Consider the following 16,875-nt stretch of genomic DNA (forward strand, 5'->3'; position numbering starts at 1 on the left):
AAAGTCACCCCACTTTTATATCACATCGATTACTAAACATTATTTCTTAATAATGATTAATCCAATGGTTTTTGTCAACTATAAAAATGCAAAAATTCTAATTTATCGGTATCTTTCTATCTAACTGTCAATACATTGATATATATTCCAATTTTACATAAAGATACATATGAACAAATTCCATTCAACAAATAAAAAACCTGAGCCCATTCTAGGGTTCAGGCCAATTTTGATTATCTTTTTTAAGTTTAGTTAACCGAGGTTATCAGCACTCATTCGATGACCTTAAAAAATCCTGCTTCCATACAATTTATCCTTCATCTTTTGTGTCCTTGCATGCAGAGGCTTTTTCAAAATGATACCTAAGATGAGCGTGATTATTAAAAAGAGAATCAAGATAAAAATGTCCTTGCCAGCTACGCTCCAAGTTATTCCCCCAACAGATTCACGAAGTAAACCCACAGCATAGGTGAATGGCAAGAAAGGGTTAATATGTTGAAAAAAGGGCGGTGTGACTTGAATGGGGAAGGTGCCTCCTGAACTGGATATTTGAAGGACCATCAAGACGACGCTTATCCCTTTTCCAACATTTCCAAGAACGGAAACGAAGGTGTAGACAATGAGTGTAAATACTGTACTAATCAGAACAGAAAACAGGATGTACTCAAATTTATCCGCTACATAAACACCGATAAGGATGATATTCCCAATGGAAACACTAAGAGCCTGCAATACCCCAATGATGAAAAATATAAGATACCGCCCGATATAAATTTGATATGGGTTGTAGACTTTTTGAGAAACTCCCACACTAAGCATGGAAATCAATATTGTACCGCCGACCCAAAGGGAAAGTGCCGTAAAGAAAGGAGACATGGCGGACCCATAGTTCGGAATCGGAAAAAGACTGTGTTTATTGAGCAGCACTGGTTCTGAAAAAAATTCACTTTCTTGTTCAATATCATTCCTTAGGAAATCGATCACTTCTTCCATATTATAAGACTTATCGATTTCCCTCATTTTATTAGCTAGAGCCTTTATTTTCGTTTCGATTTCCGGAAACTTATTCTGTAACTTATCGATATCCCCTGTACGTGTTTCCAGTGTTCGATTGGTCTCATTCAACAGTGTCCTCACCTCAGGAAGAACCTTGGTGCCCTCATCCATCGTAAGCTGGACATTATTCAATATTGATTCCGTTTCATTCCAGATTTCATTGAATTTTGGCCCTGTTTCCTTTGAATAGTTCTCCTGGAATCTTGCCAAGACTTGATCATTATCCCCGCCAAGTTCGATAAGATTGCCGAAGGCTCGGTTATTCAGCGCTTGAAGTTGGTTCGAAGTATTATCCCTTAGTTCATCAACTAGCTGTATTTCTGGCTGAAGCAAGTTTTTCTCATTAAATTGATTGACTCTCACCAATAAATTATACATACTGTCCAAAAGGTACAACTCTTTATTTATCCTCGTTACCCCTTGTTCAACTAGCTGATCCGACTCATTGCCAGGCAAATCCTGACCTGTTAGCCGGTTCGCCAGCACTAGAACGGATTCATTATCGCTCCTGATATTCGCAATATCATTTTTCAAGAGGGGATTGATTCCTTCGAATGCCTGCCTTGTTGAATCTACATAACTAGAAACGCCCGATACCAATTTGTCCTTCTGCGACGTTATTCCTTCTATTGAATCCAAACCATCATTAACCCTCTTAATGATATCTTCAGCCTTTTTAACATGTGTTTGAACGGTTTTGATATTTTGTTCAAGCTCAGGCAGTTCACCCTCTAATAAATACACCATATTCTTCATTTTTTGAATCGTCGGCAACTCGTTTTGCAAGGTGATCCCCAATTCATTAAAGATTGTAAGGATACTCCCACTGGCCGATTTGATAAAGGTTTTGCTCACATTGTCCACAATGCTGTTTGCACCCGCTGCCGTAATTTTAGGAGCAATGGAATTGATTTTTTCATTAACATAGTAATCAATCTCCGCCTTCTTAGGGTCATCGGTCATGATTGTCGCAATATGTTCGGAAAAATTCTCCGGAATGATGATGGATGCATAATAATCTCCCTTTTCCACCTTTGATATCGCCTCTTTTTCCGATGTGAATCTCCAGCCTAAATCCTTATTCTCCTTCAACCCCTCTATGACTTCCTTGCCTATGTTCACGGCTTCGCCATTTAACTCCGCACCTTTATCATTATTGGCAACACCGACAAGAATTCCTTCCGTATTTGCATACGGGTCCCAAGATGCGACAATATTAAACCACGCATAAATGGAAGGGATGAACATGAGAAAAACAACTACGATACAAACAAAGAAATTTTTATAAATGCTTTTTAAATCGTCAATGAAAATTTCCTGAATATTTCTCAAAACATACCCCCGTGCAAAGTATTTTGATACTATTATTCGAAGAAATTTCTTAATCGATACTAAGTAAACATATCCATGGATTAATTAAACCAATTAAAAAGAAGCAAGTAATGAGCTACTTGCTTCCTGAGATTTCACTTATTATGAATGCCTGGTTAAAAAGGAAGTTGTTTCATAATTATGATTAATTCTTCTTGATCTATCGCACCTATTGAATAAATCTATCAATTTATGTAAGATGGGTTCCCAAATTCAAAAACGATTTCATGTCTTTTTCCTTTTTAGTTACAGAATAAACGGCTTGCTGTAAGAACATACTATCCAAACTAACTGTCGGGAGTTTTGCAAGGGAGAAATAGTCATGTCAGAAGCCGTTGAAATAATCTTTCGAACCTTTACCTCTTTTATTTTATTATGGGTATTTGTCCATCTCCTCGGTAAACAGACGATTGCCCAGAGTACCTATCACCTTTATATTGCTTCAATTACGATGGGGACAATTGCAGGAAATCTAGCATTCAATATTAAAATTAAATTCCTGTATTTTATCATTGCAATTGTTATTATGGGTACCGTCGTTTTTATGCTGAATCTTCTAGCGGTTCGAAATCCGCGCTTCGGGAAATGGATCGCTGGAGAACCTGCTACCTTAATTCAAAAAGGAAAAATTCTCGAAGAGTCAATGGAACGAATGGGGTATTCACTGGATTCTCTTAAACAGGCTTTGCGCGGAAAAGATATCTTCAACATAGAAGAAGTGGAATGTGCCATTTTAGAGATAAATGGCTCCCTCTCTGTATTAAAAAAAGAACAATACCAAAATACCACCAAGCAGGATTTACCTTTACTGCCCGCAGCAGGAACTGTACCGATTGAACTGGTCTATGACGGGAAGATCTTATATGATAACTTATCCAAACATACCTACGATGACGAATGGTTAATGGCTGAACTCACAAAAAGAAACCTTGATGTTTTTGATATCTCGTATGCTGTCGTAGGGACAAAAGGAAATTTGTATATTGATTTGATTAAGGATCATTCAAGGGAATAATCTTTTGCTTTTCAGTGAGTATCTTAATCAAGATTAATAATATCTTATCAATTTTGTTAAATTTATCGCATTGGGTAATTGGATAGCAGCAATAATAAAAGTGGTTTTTCCAGAAGAAAAAACCACTTTTTCAGCCTATGATGATTTAACTCTTTTCAATCACGTTTATCAATTCCCTTAAATAATCCGGTAGATCAGGCGGACGCCTGCTTGATACAAGGTTTCCATCTACGACGACGGGCTTATCTATCCAAGTTGCCCCTGCATTTTCCATATCATCTTTAATGCCCGGTGTACTCGTTACATTCTTCCCATGTAAAATTTTAGCTGAGATCAACACCCAACCAGCGTGACAAATTTGCCCGATGGGTTTTTTATTTTCTTCCATGCTTTGGATAAGTGATATCACTTCGGGAAACCGGCGAATTTTGTCAGGTGCCCATCCGCCCGGTACAAGAATGGCATCATATTCTTCAGCCTTAATACTGCCATACTCATATTCAGATATAGCTGGTACACCATATTTTCCAATGTATGTTTCATTCGCCTTTTCTCCAGCGAGGTGAACAATCGCTCCTTCTTCTTTTAGTCGTAAAATCGGATACCAGAGCTCTAAATCTTCAAAATCATGGTGCACAAGACTGATTATTTTCTTTCCTGCTAATCTCATGAAAATCTCTCCTTCTTTTTTACCATTCTTCCCTCTTACTTCCCTTATTCTACTGCCTGTACACTTTACATGCATTAACCGATGCATCAATATTTGGTCTAAAAATCAACCTTTACCAAGTATAACCCAGCTGCCTCCGCCATACGGCCCGTTTGGATTCTTTCTTTTGACTCTAAGATACTTGGTATACTTTCAGCATCTATTTCACCCAACCCAACTTCTATCAACGTCCCGACAATCTTTCTAACCATATTATAAAGAAATCCATCGCCTCGCACTATAACTTGGATGAAACCGGCATTTTCTTCTATATCAATGGAATATATTTCACGCACCATGGATTTTTTCTTAGACTTTGCATTTGAAAAAGCAGTGAAATCATGTTCACCTATAAAATGTTGACATGCTTTTTTCATTCTTGTGATATCCAGCTTTTTCTCTACATGCATACTGTACTTTCGCATGAAAGGATTTGTATATTGCTCGTTCCAGATCTTATACAAATAGGTTTTATCCTTAGCATTATAACGGGCATGAAAACGTTCAGGAACTAGCCTGACCTCGACAATGCTGATATCTCTTGGTAAATATCTATTCAAATAATTCATGATTTCAGCTTCAGTCAAATTTTCACCGATCTTAAAATTGGCGATTTGAGCAAGGGCATGTACACCGGCATCCGTTCTGCTGCATCCGATGATCTCGATTTTTTCCCCTACCATTTCCGTTAATACATTTTCTATTTTTCCTTGAATCGTATCATCACTATTACCGAGTCGTTGCCAACCTTTATAGCGCCCGCCATCATATTGAATGGTCAATTTATAATTGTTCATTGCTTCCTCCTATTACTGTATAGCCCTCTAAACAGAAAATTCTTGATAAAATACAAGCCCCCATACAACTCCTGCTGTATGAGGGAACAGATGGTCTTTCCTTAGAAACACATTTAAAATGTTAAGTTGTTAATGGGTTATATATCATAAAATAATGAGTTTTGTCCCTTTATTCCCTAACTTCCACAAGTCTACAGTGCATGCAGTAAAAGGAGGTCCATTTTCATGTTTCGTTTTGGATCACCCCACCGCTTACAAGGACCATGATTTATGTAAAGATATACATATTATCTATGCCATTCGATAGTAAATCCTAGCTATCAAAGTGAAATGCACTTCTGCATAGTGTACCAAAGTGGCTAACGTCATGCAACGAACGATACACCGTCATGTTCAGTTTCTGTGCAACTTTGTGCGATGCATACACAACACAGGAAAAAATAAATTGAAGTAAAGCACCTGTTAATTGAAGAAAGGTCATCAGTATTATCAAAAACTTAAACACCAAATATCACTGTTCCCTAAATCATATATACAAAAGGAAATATTAATAAAATTGAATTTACAATGATAGCACTAAGCGTCCAAATCTATGCGCATAACATTGACGGTTTCTGATAATACCATCATATATCTCAAGAAATTGTTCTCGATTAAATTGCTTCAAGTTTGGTTGGATAAAAACATCGTAATTATGGTCTGCTGTATCGAAATTACTGCTATGAACAAATTGTTGGATGAGCAGGTCATAATACTTATCTACTCAATCGTTCTCTGTAGCCCACTTCAACAATAATTCTCTTTCCTCATTATCTAGTATATGTTGCTCATTAAAACCTTTCTTCAGAGTATGTTCAGTCCTGTGTATTTCTTTAGTCAAGTAATCGATATGCTTTTCCATGTTTTCTCTTAAAAATTGAGCACGAACTTTGAACTTCATTTTATATTTGCTTATTTATCAAGCTTTCTAAGACAACTCCTCTTTCTCTGAGTCTTGTCTTATTGGATATCAGTTTAATTTCTCACTCAAAAGTCAGCTCCAGAGATATTCTCCAAGGAGGCTTCTTTTTCTTGTTTTAGTTTAAAGTCGGGTCTCCATTTTCTTAGAGTACATTAATTTATTAGCATTTTATCTAATTCACGAACTTTATCATATGACTCCAATAGTTGTTCAGGTATTAATGTTCTCCCATAATCCCAAGCATTAGTTTCTATTTCAGATTTTAGCTTTTCTTTTTCTTCTTCGTGACCATACATTAAAATCCTTAAATCATGTTTGTTTTTCTTAAAATCTAAATAATAACCAATCATACGATAAAGAATAATTTTAACAAAGTCTTCCTCTGTCTCTTTAATTCTAATTTTCCCTTTATAACCGTTAACTTGAAGGTAATTGAATTTTATAGTATTGGCATTTAATGTGTTATTAATTATCTTTTCGATATCGCTTATATAAAGCATTTAACTATCACTTCCCTTTTAAAGACTTACTTCATTATAGATTAAGTTATTCTTCCTTTATCAATATAATAAACTGTTGAGATATTAAAATCACACAGTTAAAAATAAAGGGAATATTTACTATATAATACTGAAGTGGAGGGTAAGTCATACGAGAAGTGTAATTAATCCCCTAATAGAACCCCTAAAAGGAAAGGAATTTACTTTTAATTACTCTTCCATACTTTCCTCCTTCTATTTATTTCACTTTAAAACTTTCTATCATTGGTTGTAATTCTTCTTGATATTGTTCTACCATCATTTCAAGTGAAGGAATTGTATTATACTTTTCCAAGCCAAGAAACGTAATGAAGTGCTACATTATGCGCAATATCAAAGTAGGGGACAGATTCGTGTCACTCTCTGTGAGCTGAAAATTTATCTTTGAAGTCTTTCATTGTTTGCTATATTTTCCATAGTCTTCATGCGTCATGTTCAGAGCTTCCAAGAAGTATTCCCGTGCATGGTATTTGGTAGTAAAGGTAATCCAACACATTATAGTAAAGTGGATTTTACCGAAGAATATGATTATGTACCTTTTAAAGAAAAGCCAAAAAGATGGTCTTCTTTTTACCTCCATAGTTAGCTGAATAAGCGAAAGGCTTTGCCTACAGTTCCTTGAAATATTAATTATTTCAAATAATTGTCCTGTAATACGTTTTAATCCTTCTCTATCCGCCACCAATTGAGTAAATAATACATAATGAACTATATCTTTAAAAACAAGAAAAGGCTCAAACCCTTGTTATATCAAGGATTTGAGCCTTTGGTAGTTGATGACCTGTGAGGGATTCGAACCCACGACCCCTTCCCTGTCAAGGAAGTGCTCTCCCACTGAGCTAACAAGTCGTATGTAAATCAAGCCCTTTAGAGCTTGCTTTTAAACCTTACTTAGTTGCTGACTTCTTTTCTGAACAAGATTTATTATATAGTGGTATTCAAAATAAAACAAGTAGTTTTGCTAAAAAAGTTTTTGTCGTAAAATGTCTGTGAAGTTAATCCTTGAAAGTTGCAAGCTTGTAAGAACCAGTTCAATAATTAAACTATTACATCTTTATTAGTTCCCTATATCCGTTATCTCCAGATCTTCGTAAAGCAACATGGGCCAAATTGAGGACGTATCTTTTCTCTTTATAGTCAGATATTGTCTGTGTCTTTATTTTAGTCATTCTACTGAGAGGATGACACTGAATAAGGTCATTGTATTTGAGAATTTGTTCAAGAGAGTTTACTCTTTTTTCTCGATAAACGTTTTTTTTGAACAAAGTCAAAGAAAAAAGAAGCCAGCAGGATCTGACCCCAAAATTTCTCAGAATAGAATCCACCTAACCTTTTATGAGGAAAATCCTAGGATCCTACACATAAGTTTTACTCAACTTTAATTAACAAATATGATGTCTAGGTGCTCAATCTAGGATTAAGCAAAGAAAAGCAAAAAAGATCTTTACATTGGAGAGGGGAATCTAGCAGCTTGAAAGTTAGTTAAAGGTGCATCTGCTAAAATTTCTCCGTTTGCACTTGCGCTAAATATTACTTGTACACGATCTCCTGCTTGTAACTGAAGGATTGTAGTAACCGATAGTCCAATGGGTCTTGATTTCTCAAAGAACTCATTATCAATATCTAAATCATCTCCGTTTACATTAATTGAAAGGGATGCGACATATTCTTTTGAAGAATGCTTTTTTTTGTCCTTTGAAGAATGATTTTTTTTGCAATAATCACAATTGCAACTAGTTTTTTTACAATAATCACATTTGCAATTATCTTTTTTGTTTTTTGAAGAATTATCGTTTTTACTTTTTGACGGACAAAATGAGACTTTTGCTGTTATCTCATAAATTCCATTCTCAGTTGGAATAAATGTTGATATATGCGGATTATATTCATTTGCTAAATCAAATTGTTCAGTTTGGAATAAAACTTTTACAGAGGGAGTAACCGCTGCTTTGTAAAGTTGCGGTGTGTTCTTATTAGCCCTAAAAGCAGATGCTCTCACTAGCTTATGTTTCTTATGGTCACAGTGACAGTCATTATGTTTCTTGTGGCACAAATGGCAGTCATCGGTGTTCTTTTGATCACAAATACAGTCATTGTGTTTCTTATGACAACAATGACAATCATCCGGTTTCTTTTGATCACAAATACAGTCATTGTGTTTCTTATGACAACAATGACAATCATCCGGTTTCTTTTGATTACAAATACAGTCATTGTGTTTCTTATGACAACGATGACAATCATCGGATTTCTTTTGAACACAAATACAGTCATTGTGTTTCTTATGGCAACAATGACAATCATCCGGTTTCTTTTGAACACAAATACAGTCATTGTGTTTCTTATGGCAACGATGACAATCATCCGGTTTCTTTTGAACACAAATACAGTCATTGTGTTTCTTATGACAACAATGACAGTCATCCGGATTTTTTTGATCACATTTCTTATTAAGATATGTGGTGTCTACAAAGGAATTACAATGTGGGATAAGAATATGATTTTTAATTATAATCACCTTTTTCTTTTTTTATTTTCGGGTTATTTTATTCATTATTAAAAATAATGTTTGTACAATATGGTACAAAAGTGAAAATAATTCTAACCCAAACAGTAAAAAACTACTGGTTTATAACGTTTTTAAGAAGTTGGTTGTTAACAAAAAGGAGTTGAAGTAATATTAGAAAATTAACTTCTTAAATTTTCAAAAACAAGAACAAACAGGTAGTCTAGTTCATTAAGAAACACTAAACAATGTTACTTTGAATGCTGTACTCGACGTTCAATGGATTTATAAGAATAGACACCTAAATATTGCTAATTCGATGGATTCCAGTCATTCACTAAGGAGGAAAATTTATTCAAAATAAAAAAACATTCTATTTTAATAGTTCCTTAGAATGTCAAACTATCGTACAAAAGTCCCCAACTTCACCATGATTTCCCCCTACTTGGACCCATCTTGTTTATACTCCATCACTCACTAGATAACTGCACACACCATATTGTCAAAGAATGGTGTTATAGAACCGCTCTCTTAATCATATCTATATTGAGAAGCAATCCAGCACCCTATAAGTTGGCTATTCGCTCTATCCTCCATTACGTGATATGGGTTCATCAGTGTCTACCTGGTCTTTTACATTCCTTTTATAAAAACAATAAAAATTTATGTTTTTTCACATATTAATAAGACTAATAATAAGGAAGGGGTTTTTGTGGATGTTAATCGTGGAAACAGATTCTTTCTTCTCCATCTGACATTGAGGTAAGGTGTAATGGCACTTCATTATGGATTGATGAAGAACCAGCTACTGTACATATAAGAGGATCGTTAGAAGAAAGGTCAGAAGTTGAAGAGCATAAAGAAGTGACAAAACATTCCCCCCCCTTCACAACCCGAGAAAACAAAATGGAATCATTAAAAAGCTTTTTGCAACCACTGAGAGTTGTCTCTATTAATCCTTCTAGTCCCTAATCATAAATAAACTTTTTGAAAGCAAATCGAATCAACAAAAAATCACCTCCCTTTTTTTGAAATCAAAAAGAAAAGTGATTCAGATAAGTTTTTTTGTTAAAAAGTCCACACATTATATTAACAAAGTCTTAATTTTCTCTTTTTTTATTTCGCTCAACATAAAAAAACGAACAAACGCTCCCCTTTTACTTGCATACAAAACGTACGTTCGCATACAATAATAGCAAGCAAGTCAGCAAAGGAGTGACAGGTAATGAAATATATACTTCGTAAACATATGGAAGAAAATGCTCCATTGGAGATAATTTATCTCTCCGAACAAGGTAAGATTACGCAGCGGAAAATTCAGGTGCTTGAAATTTATCCAGATCATATTCACGCTTTCTGTTTTCTAAGGCAGACAAAACGGACGTTTAAAGTGGCTAATATCCTTTCTGCCCGCCTCATTAAACCCAGGTTTGACAGGTCTGGTTGAAGATTATTAATCAAGGTTCAACCTATTAACTCTTCTTCTTCCTGGATGTCCTTTTCCTGTTCAGTTAACGATTCTTCTTCATCTCTCAGACGATGAGCTAACCTTGAGGCGGCACTCGCGGCAATGCTTGCAACGATATCATCCAGGAAGGTATGCACGATTCCTTCCTGCTTCTTATCAAGTTCGTGTATGACGCCTATTTTATTTTTATCCAAATGGCCAAAGGTCGTTACAGCAATGCTTCCGTAACCGAGTACTGCACCAAAGGCAATCGTTTCATCCACTCCGAATAGCCCTTCATCAGATTCAACAATCGATTGCAGGGGTTCTGATAGCTTTTTTTGCTCTGCCAGTTTATCCAGCTCCACACCGACTAAAATGGCATGTTGAATTTCCCTTTTCAACAGGACACGCTCAACGCTATGGATGCATTCCTCCAGCTTAAGATCAGGTTTGTACTGGAACTGCAATTCATAAACGATTTTTGCAATTGCCTCCACACTGACACCACGCTCTAATAATGTTCGCTTAGCCGCCTTTGTTACTTCCCTGCTGTGTACGTGTACATCTGCCATTTTATTCGCCACCTTTTTTTTGTATTATTTTTCTATATCCTTGTATTATAGCACCTTATAATTTAAATTTTTAGAAAATATAACGAAAATTTTATATTCTAAATTCTTGTCACAGGAAAAAGTCGCAAGGCTATGCTAAAATAATCAAGTAAGTTGTTTTTCATTAATTATCATCGAGGTGCGGAAGAATGAGTTTACGCAAAGGCACAATTAAAGAGTACATGTTTAAAAGCGAAGCTTTAGCAGAAGAATTGGAACTACTTGTTTACTTGCCTGCAAATTTTTCGCCATTGTATAAATATTCGCTTGTGATTGCTCAGGATGGCCGTGATTATTTTCAAATGGGCCGAATTGGTCGGGTAGCAGATGAACTGTTAGGGAACGATGAGATCGAGAATATCATCATTGTCGGCATTCCTTATAAAGACCGCTTTGACCGCAGGCGCAAATATCATCCGGACGGGGAACAGCACATTGCATACATACGTTTTCTTGCCCATGAACTTGTCCCGTTTTTAGATGATGAATTCCCAACCTATCAAATGGGACATGGTCGAACTTTGATCGGTGACTCTCTTGGCGGTACAGTTTCTTTATTGGCCGCACTAAAGTATCCGCATACATTCGGAAAATGCATCATGCAGTCGCCACTTGCCAATGATGCAGTAATGGATGCTGTACGTAATTTTGAGGATCCGCATCTCCTCGAACTTTACCATGTGATCGGGACTGGTGAAACGGATGTTCCGACTACGGATGGCAACAAGGCAAACTTCATAGAACCCAATAGGGAATTGCATAAATTAATAAACCAAAAAGGATTTCCTTGCTTCTATGAAGAATTTGAAGGTAATCATACCTGGAAATACTGGCAGGCAGATTTAAAACGAGCACTATTGGAAATGTTCTAATTTACTCGAAATCATCTCTTTGAGATGGTTTCTAGAAAAAACATGTCCAACTATAATACAACAATAAAAATATCAGGAGGTTTTATTTATGAAATATGGTGTAGCAATTTTCCCTTCAAAAAAACTTCAAGATTTAGCTAACTCCTATCGCAAACGGTATGATACGAAATATGCTTTCATACCACCGCATCTGACGCTTAAACCAACGTTCGAAGCGACGGATATGGAAATTTCAACAATCGCGGAACAATTAAAAGGCATAGCTCAAAAGTGCAGGCCTTTTACGTTGAGCGTAACGAAAACGAAGTCTTTCCAACCCGTAAGCAATACTATTTATTTCAAAGTGGAATTATCCGAAGGGCTTCAAGAGCTGCATGATGCACTTAACAATGAGGACTTCATCAAAAGTGAAAGTGAACATGCATTTGTCCCTCATATTACCATCGCTCAAGATTTATCCGATAATGAGCATTCTGATGTGTTAGGCCAACTAAGCATGCTTGACATCAGCCATGAAGAAGAAGTGAAACGAGTTCACTTGCTGTATCAACTTGAAGACGGGGCATGGACCGTTTATGAAACATTTAGATTAGGAGCTGAATGATTTCGTGTTTGTAAAGATCGCAGAGAACAGCCAAGAGCTTGAAAATGCTTATATGATTAGAAAAAAAGTGTTTGTCCAAGAACAAAACGTCCCTCTTGAAGAAGAGATCGATGAATATGAAGAAGAGTCTACACATTTCGTTTTATATGATGAGCAGCAACAGCCAATCGGTGCCGGCCGCTTCAGGGTCATCGACAACATAGGTAAAGTCCAGCGCATTTGTGTACTATCATCGGGGCGTAAAAATGGTGCCGGTGCCATGATCATGAATGCTATTGAGGAATACGCAATCCAGCAGGAAGTCCTTCAATTGAAGCTTGATTCCCAGGTACATGCGATCCCTTTTTATTCGAAATTAGGGTACGAGATCGTTTCCGACGAATTCATGGATGCTGGCATTCCTCATAAAACGATGAAGAAAACCATTTTATGATATAAAAAAGCTGTCCTTTCAGTCTTCTGATTGGACAGCTTTTTTTGTTTGTTCATGAACTTAAATTATCGTTTTATAAAAAAACCATTTCCGTTCAATGGCAATCTCCGCAAAAATACATAGTCTATATATAGAAAGCAAGAAGGAGGGAAAATTTTATGGGTAACAATGAATTTAACCTGGAGGAGTCTCAAAAAAGACTGATGGAACTGCTGGTTTCGAGGACTATGAGAAAACATGGTTTCAAAAAGGAAAATGTCGATTTAACTGAAAAAGAGAGAAACAACCTTAAAGAAACCATTCGCTATTTACAAGAGCAATCACAAAAAATCATAAACCAAGAAAAGAACATCACGGAACATGATGTTAATCCAGTTACAAATTCCATTCACAACAAATTCACGGATTCCAAAAAAAAATGATGCACCATATCACCTAATTAAACCTTACTTGCTGGCGAGAAATAAGTAAAACAAGACATAGCAGCACTTACATTTCATTCCTAAAGCTCCAGCTTCTTTATTATTCATCCCCCACACACTAATACTTTATCTAAGTATTTAAAAAATAGACGAATTAACTGATTTATTCGTCCAACCCGATTACCCATCAAAGCATATTTTAATAGGGAATAAAACCTAAGGAGGAAAAAACAACATGAACCAAAATGTATATCGTAGCAACTGTAACACACATGATGACTCTGAAAGATCATGGTCGGCTCTAGATTCCGCTTCCAGACATCCCCTGTCAGGATTCTGTAACGACGATGACACACGAATTGACCAAGAGGCAAAACAGGATAATAATCAACTTCAGCTTTCCGAAGAACTTATTTACATTAAAGATTCTTGTAATGTAAATATCACTTCAACGGATGTTAAAGCGGCCCTTTCTCTACAAGCTGCTCTACAAGCTGCAATTGCGGTCATCGTAAGCATTTCCATCGCAGATGCTGATAATGCTGAAAAGATCACTCAAGAATTAATCCAATCTTCAAATGTTAAACAAATCACGCGCCAAAAAACAATTGTTGAAAACAGCCGTGATATCGACATCACAACAACTGATGCACAAATCGCTCTTAACATCCAACTATTGCTGCAACTATTGTTAGCTCTAATCGTGGAAATTGACATTCTCTAAGGAATCAACACAAAAAGGACACTTCACGTGTCCTCTTTTGTTTTTCATGGCATATCTAGACAATTTTCGTTGAAAAACCCGCCTTTTCCTGTCATTTCAGCCATTAATTCTTCACTGCCCCTCATGCCCCGTTGATATTTATATGTGCCTGCTCCATATGTACTTACTCGATCATTATCTTGATATTGATATAATCCTTCAACGCATCCCCTTCCCTAACCAACACCTGATCAAAACGGATAGGTTGAATGGGTGTCGTACCTATAACAATTCTTACTTTCTCTGCAGCTTCGGCCGTCCGGTTGGCATATTGAATATAATCAAATTGTGTGACAGGAGCTATGTATCCCAAAGTAACCCCTCCTTATATTTAAATATGTATGTTGCCAGTTAATTACCCATCCAGAACAATATTTAAACATGATTTCCGCATTCTTTTTTTCTAATCTTCTGGTATGATGAGTATTGCCGATATTTTTAATAGATTAGAGGTATCCATTTATATGAATCAAGCAAAATCTGGCAATGAAATCGTACATTTACATACCGTTTCAGCTGGTGAGCTGCAGACACTTTTTGAAAAAGGAAAACGTGATCAGCTTTCTTGTATCATTTGTCATAAAACAGTGAAATTATTTATTGGAATCCATGAGACACCATATTTTTATCATAGTGACCCATCGCAGGGACCCTGTGAAATGCCAATTTCAGAACCAATAAATGAGGACAAGCCATTAGAATATATGGAACAGAATGGATTTAGGATTCCTACATCACGAACCATTACGGAAATAAAAACCATTACAGAACCTTTCCTTAAAAGCCGGCCCATAACCGGCAATCCGAAATATTCAGATAAACCATATGGCCTGGCACCATCTGAGGAACCATACTTTCAAGAATTATCCTCATCAGGGGTAGTTCTCGATGCAGAGCAACTCAAGGCGGTAATGACTATCGATGGTCCCATTCTCGTCCTATCAGGAGCAGGCAGCGGGAAAACCCGCGTATTGACGGTACGTACTGCCTATATGCTTACAGTGAAAAAGATTGATCCAAAAAGTATCATGCTTGTAACATTTACGGCGAAATCCGCAAAGGAAATGCAGCAGCGTCTGCTCGGCTATCCCTATATGACTCCTTCCCTTGTTTCTCAAATCGTTAGCGGGACCTTTCATAGCATCTTTTATAAAATCCTGATTTTCCATGAACCAGCCAAATGGCAGCGCGATTTCCTATTGAAGTGGGAGTGGGAAAAAGAAAAGATATTGAAACAGGCTGGCAGGGAATTGGAACTTGATGATAAGGAATTTGCATATGATCAAGCCCTTCAACAAATTGGGCTTTGGAAAAACTCATTGGCCTTTCCAGAAGATATTCACCCTAAGGACGATTGGGAGAAATCGTGTTTATTTTTATATAAGAAATATGAAGAATATAAACAGCAAACAGGGAAGTATGATTTCGATGATATGCTTGTAGGCTGTTATGTATTTTTAAAAAATCACCCGGATTTCTTAAAGAAATATCAACAAAGGTTTAACTATTTTTTGGTAGATGAGTTTCAGGATATCAATAAAGTTCAATATGAACTGATAAAACTCCTCTCTGCTGAATCAAAAAATGTATGTGCAGTTGGAGATGATGATCAATCCATCTATTCATTCCGGGGAAGCGATCCGAAGTATATTTTGAATTTCAATCATGATTTCCCTCAATCCCAAGTTGTGAAGCTGACGGAGAATTACCGCTCTTCCCATGAAATTGTCGCTACAGCGAACAGATTGATCAAGCGCAACCAGAACCGGATGGAGAAAAAGATGAGGGCACAGCATGATTCAGGAAATCCCCCTGTTTTATTTTATCCTTATGATGAGGAATTGGAAGCAACGATGATCGTATCCGATATCCAAGAGAAAATATCCAAGGGAGCAAACCCTGGGGACTTTGCAGTATTGTACAGGACACACACGATGTCCAGGGCCATTTTTGAACGGCTAGCCGCTTCCAACCTGCCATTCGTCATTGAAAAGGATGCGGATTCGTTTTATCAGCGCAGGGTCATTCGCGGCATGCTTGCCTTTATGCGCTTGAGTTTATTTCCCCATGATAGCAAGGCAGCATCCGATGTTCTTTCCGCCTTATTTTTAAAACAAAGTATATTACAGGAGTTAAAAGCACAGACAATCCTCCAGGACTGTGATTTTATTGATGCATTTGCTTTTGTTAAGACGGGACATGCTTTTCAAGAACGAAAACTAAAAACGATCCCAGGGCAGATCCGCTCATTAAAAATTATGTCGCCACTCGTAGCTTTAGAAATCATCGAGAAAGATTTAGGATACCAGGAATATGTAAAAAAACGCGGAAATGAAGCGAACCTTGAAAAAGGTTCCGATGACATCCGCGACCTAAAGGTGGCAGCAAATCGTTTTCCTACAGTCGCTGCTTTCCTTGAACATGTCGACCATATGACTGCCATGGTCCAAGAGATAAAACAGCTGTCTAAACATTTTAAGGATGCGATACAGCTTACAACCATACACCGTTCCAAAGGGCTTGAGTATCAAACCGTTTATGTTCTTGCTGCTGTCGATGGCAGCATTCCTCATGATTTCGCACTTGAATCTTACCGAAAAGGGGAACTATCCCCTCTTGAAGAGGAAAGACGTTTGCTCTATGTAGCGGCAACCAGGGCTAAAAAGGATCTTTACCTATCCATCCTGCAAACTAGACGCGGACGGACATCCCATCCATCACGTTTCCTGAAGCTTTGATAAAATAAAAAGGCCTGCATGATAGCAG

At 36.8% G+C, this 16,875-nt stretch carries 16 protein-coding genes and 1 tRNA gene; 8 read left to right on the top strand and 9 right to left on the bottom strand.

Features of this window, described 5'->3' with window-relative positions:
• Nucleotides 1-285: 285 nt before the first annotated feature.
• Nucleotides 286-2,388, bottom strand: a complete 2,103-nt coding sequence (locus BS1321_RS05880) for a YhgE/Pip domain-containing protein (RefSeq protein WP_063232115.1) — start codon at nucleotides 2,386-2,388, stop codon at nucleotides 286-288.
• A 361-nt stretch (nucleotides 2,389-2,749) separates the two neighbouring features.
• Between BS1321_RS05880 and BS1321_RS05885 the strand changes: the two genes are divergently transcribed.
• Complete coding sequence (locus BS1321_RS05885) at nucleotides 2,750-3,442, top strand: DUF421 domain-containing protein (RefSeq protein ID WP_063232116.1); 693 nt, start codon at nucleotides 2,750-2,752, stop codon at nucleotides 3,440-3,442.
• A gap of 145 nt (nucleotides 3,443-3,587) precedes the next feature.
• Here BS1321_RS05885 and BS1321_RS05890 read toward each other — a convergent pair whose 3' ends face one another.
• From BS1321_RS05890 to BS1321_RS27345, 6 genes are all read right to left on the bottom strand, one after another.
• The gene (locus BS1321_RS05890; protein ID WP_063232117.1) at nucleotides 3,588-4,112 is read right to left on the bottom strand and encodes a type 1 glutamine amidotransferase domain-containing protein; all 525 of its coding nucleotides are present in this window, start codon (nucleotides 4,110-4,112) and stop codon (nucleotides 3,588-3,590) included.
• A gap of 98 nt (nucleotides 4,113-4,210) precedes the next feature.
• Nucleotides 4,211-4,948: a tRNA pseudouridine(38-40) synthase TruA gene (gene truA / locus BS1321_RS05895; protein ID WP_063232118.1), complete on the bottom strand. Its 738-nt coding sequence runs from the start codon at nucleotides 4,946-4,948 to the stop codon at nucleotides 4,211-4,213.
• Between the two features lie 1,113 nt (nucleotides 4,949-6,061).
• Nucleotides 6,062-6,409: a hypothetical protein gene (locus BS1321_RS05900; RefSeq protein ID WP_063232119.1), complete on the bottom strand. Its 348-nt coding sequence runs from the start codon at nucleotides 6,407-6,409 to the stop codon at nucleotides 6,062-6,064.
• An 816-nt stretch (nucleotides 6,410-7,225) separates the two neighbouring features.
• Nucleotides 7,226-7,297 (bottom strand) — tRNA-Val (locus BS1321_RS05905).
• Nucleotides 7,298-7,892: 595 nt separating this feature from the next.
• A complete protein-coding gene (locus BS1321_RS28700; protein WP_144477861.1) occupies nucleotides 7,893-8,447 on the bottom strand; it encodes a hypothetical protein in 555 nt (184 codons plus the stop codon).
• Nucleotides 8,447-8,842, bottom strand: coding sequence for a hypothetical protein (locus tag BS1321_RS27345; RefSeq protein WP_157732799.1), 396 nt, complete (start codon nucleotides 8,840-8,842; stop codon nucleotides 8,447-8,449). Before BS1321_RS27345 ends, BS1321_RS28700 begins: the two co-directional genes overlap by 1 nt.
• A gap of 1,337 nt (nucleotides 8,843-10,179) precedes the next feature.
• Here BS1321_RS27345 and BS1321_RS05925 point away from each other — a divergent pair.
• Nucleotides 10,180-10,401 (top strand): hypothetical protein, encoded by a 222-nt coding sequence (locus BS1321_RS05925; RefSeq protein WP_063232153.1) that lies wholly within the window; start codon nucleotides 10,180-10,182, stop codon nucleotides 10,399-10,401.
• Nucleotides 10,402-10,418: 17 nt separating this feature from the next.
• Here the strand turns inward: BS1321_RS05925 and BS1321_RS05930 are convergent, their stop codons facing one another.
• Nucleotides 10,419-10,976, bottom strand: coding sequence for a phosphatidylglycerophosphatase A family protein (locus tag BS1321_RS05930; RefSeq protein WP_063232154.1), 558 nt, complete (start codon nucleotides 10,974-10,976; stop codon nucleotides 10,419-10,421).
• Nucleotides 10,977-11,164: 188 nt separating this feature from the next.
• Between BS1321_RS05930 and BS1321_RS05935 the strand changes: the two genes are divergently transcribed.
• From BS1321_RS05935 to BS1321_RS05955, 5 genes are all read left to right on the top strand, one after another.
• Nucleotides 11,165-11,887 carry an alpha/beta hydrolase gene (locus BS1321_RS05935; RefSeq protein WP_063232155.1) on the top strand — a complete coding sequence of 241 codons (723 nt, stop codon included), beginning with the start codon at nucleotides 11,165-11,167 and terminating at the stop codon, nucleotides 11,885-11,887.
• 88 nt (nucleotides 11,888-11,975) lie between these two features.
• Nucleotides 11,976-12,491 (top strand): YjcG family protein, encoded by a 516-nt coding sequence (locus tag BS1321_RS05940; protein ID WP_063232156.1) that lies wholly within the window; start codon nucleotides 11,976-11,978, stop codon nucleotides 12,489-12,491.
• Nucleotides 12,492-12,495: 4 nt separating this feature from the next.
• Nucleotides 12,496-12,924: a GNAT family N-acetyltransferase gene (locus tag BS1321_RS05945; RefSeq protein ID WP_063232157.1), complete on the top strand. Its 429-nt coding sequence runs from the start codon at nucleotides 12,496-12,498 to the stop codon at nucleotides 12,922-12,924.
• Between the two features lie 158 nt (nucleotides 12,925-13,082).
• A complete protein-coding gene (locus BS1321_RS05950; protein ID WP_063232158.1) occupies nucleotides 13,083-13,346 on the top strand; it encodes a hypothetical protein in 264 nt (87 codons plus the stop codon).
• Nucleotides 13,347-13,581: 235 nt separating this feature from the next.
• Complete coding sequence (locus BS1321_RS05955; RefSeq protein ID WP_063232159.1) at nucleotides 13,582-14,070, top strand: spore coat protein; 489 nt, start codon at nucleotides 13,582-13,584, stop codon at nucleotides 14,068-14,070.
• 163 nt (nucleotides 14,071-14,233) lie between these two features.
• Here BS1321_RS05955 and BS1321_RS05960 read toward each other — a convergent pair whose 3' ends face one another.
• A complete protein-coding gene (locus BS1321_RS05960) occupies nucleotides 14,234-14,422 on the bottom strand; it encodes a hypothetical protein (protein ID WP_063232160.1) in 189 nt (62 codons plus the stop codon).
• Between the two features lie 151 nt (nucleotides 14,423-14,573).
• On the opposite strand from BS1321_RS05960, the gene BS1321_RS05965 reads away from it, so the two are divergent.
• Complete coding sequence (locus BS1321_RS05965) at nucleotides 14,574-16,847, top strand: ATP-dependent helicase (protein ID WP_063232161.1); 2,274 nt, start codon at nucleotides 14,574-14,576, stop codon at nucleotides 16,845-16,847.
• Nucleotides 16,848-16,875 lie beyond the last annotated feature (28 nt).

It is taken from the genome of Peribacillus simplex NBRC 15720 = DSM 1321 (assembly GCF_002243645.1).
Lineage (GTDB): Bacteria > Bacillota > Bacilli > Bacillales > DSM-1321 > Peribacillus > Peribacillus simplex.

What these genes read in the sequence shown, in the direction of transcription:
- BS1321_RS27345 (WP_157732799.1), bottom strand. Translation starts at nt 8,842, where the DNA reads ATGACTGTATTTGTGTTCAAAAGAAACCGGATGATTGTCATCGTTGCC.
- BS1321_RS05930 (WP_063232154.1), bottom strand. Translation starts at nt 10,976, where the DNA reads ATGGCAGATGTACACGTACACAGCAGGGAAGTAACAAAGGCGGCTAAG.
- BS1321_RS05935 (WP_063232155.1), top strand. Translation starts at nt 11,165, where the DNA reads ATGAGTTTACGCAAAGGCACAATTAAAGAGTACATGTTTAAAAGCGAA.
- BS1321_RS05950 (WP_063232158.1), top strand. Translation starts at nt 13,083, where the DNA reads ATGGGTAACAATGAATTTAACCTGGAGGAGTCTCAAAAAAGACTGATG.
- truA (WP_063232118.1), bottom strand. Translation starts at nt 4,948, where the DNA reads ATGAACAATTATAAATTGACCATTCAATATGATGGCGGGCGCTATAAA.
- BS1321_RS05940 (WP_063232156.1), top strand. Translation starts at nt 11,976, where the DNA reads ATGAAATATGGTGTAGCAATTTTCCCTTCAAAAAAACTTCAAGATTTA.
- BS1321_RS05925 (WP_063232153.1), top strand. Translation starts at nt 10,180, where the DNA reads ATGAAATATATACTTCGTAAACATATGGAAGAAAATGCTCCATTGGAG.
- BS1321_RS05900 (WP_063232119.1), bottom strand. Translation starts at nt 6,409, where the DNA reads ATGCTTTATATAAGCGATATCGAAAAGATAATTAATAACACATTAAAT.
- BS1321_RS05885 (WP_063232116.1), top strand. Translation starts at nt 2,750, where the DNA reads ATGTCAGAAGCCGTTGAAATAATCTTTCGAACCTTTACCTCTTTTATT.
- BS1321_RS05955 (WP_063232159.1), top strand. Translation starts at nt 13,582, where the DNA reads ATGAACCAAAATGTATATCGTAGCAACTGTAACACACATGATGACTCT.
- BS1321_RS05965 (WP_063232161.1), top strand. Translation starts at nt 14,574, where the DNA reads ATGAATCAAGCAAAATCTGGCAATGAAATCGTACATTTACATACCGTT.
- BS1321_RS05890 (WP_063232117.1), bottom strand. Translation starts at nt 4,112, where the DNA reads ATGAGATTAGCAGGAAAGAAAATAATCAGTCTTGTGCACCATGATTTT.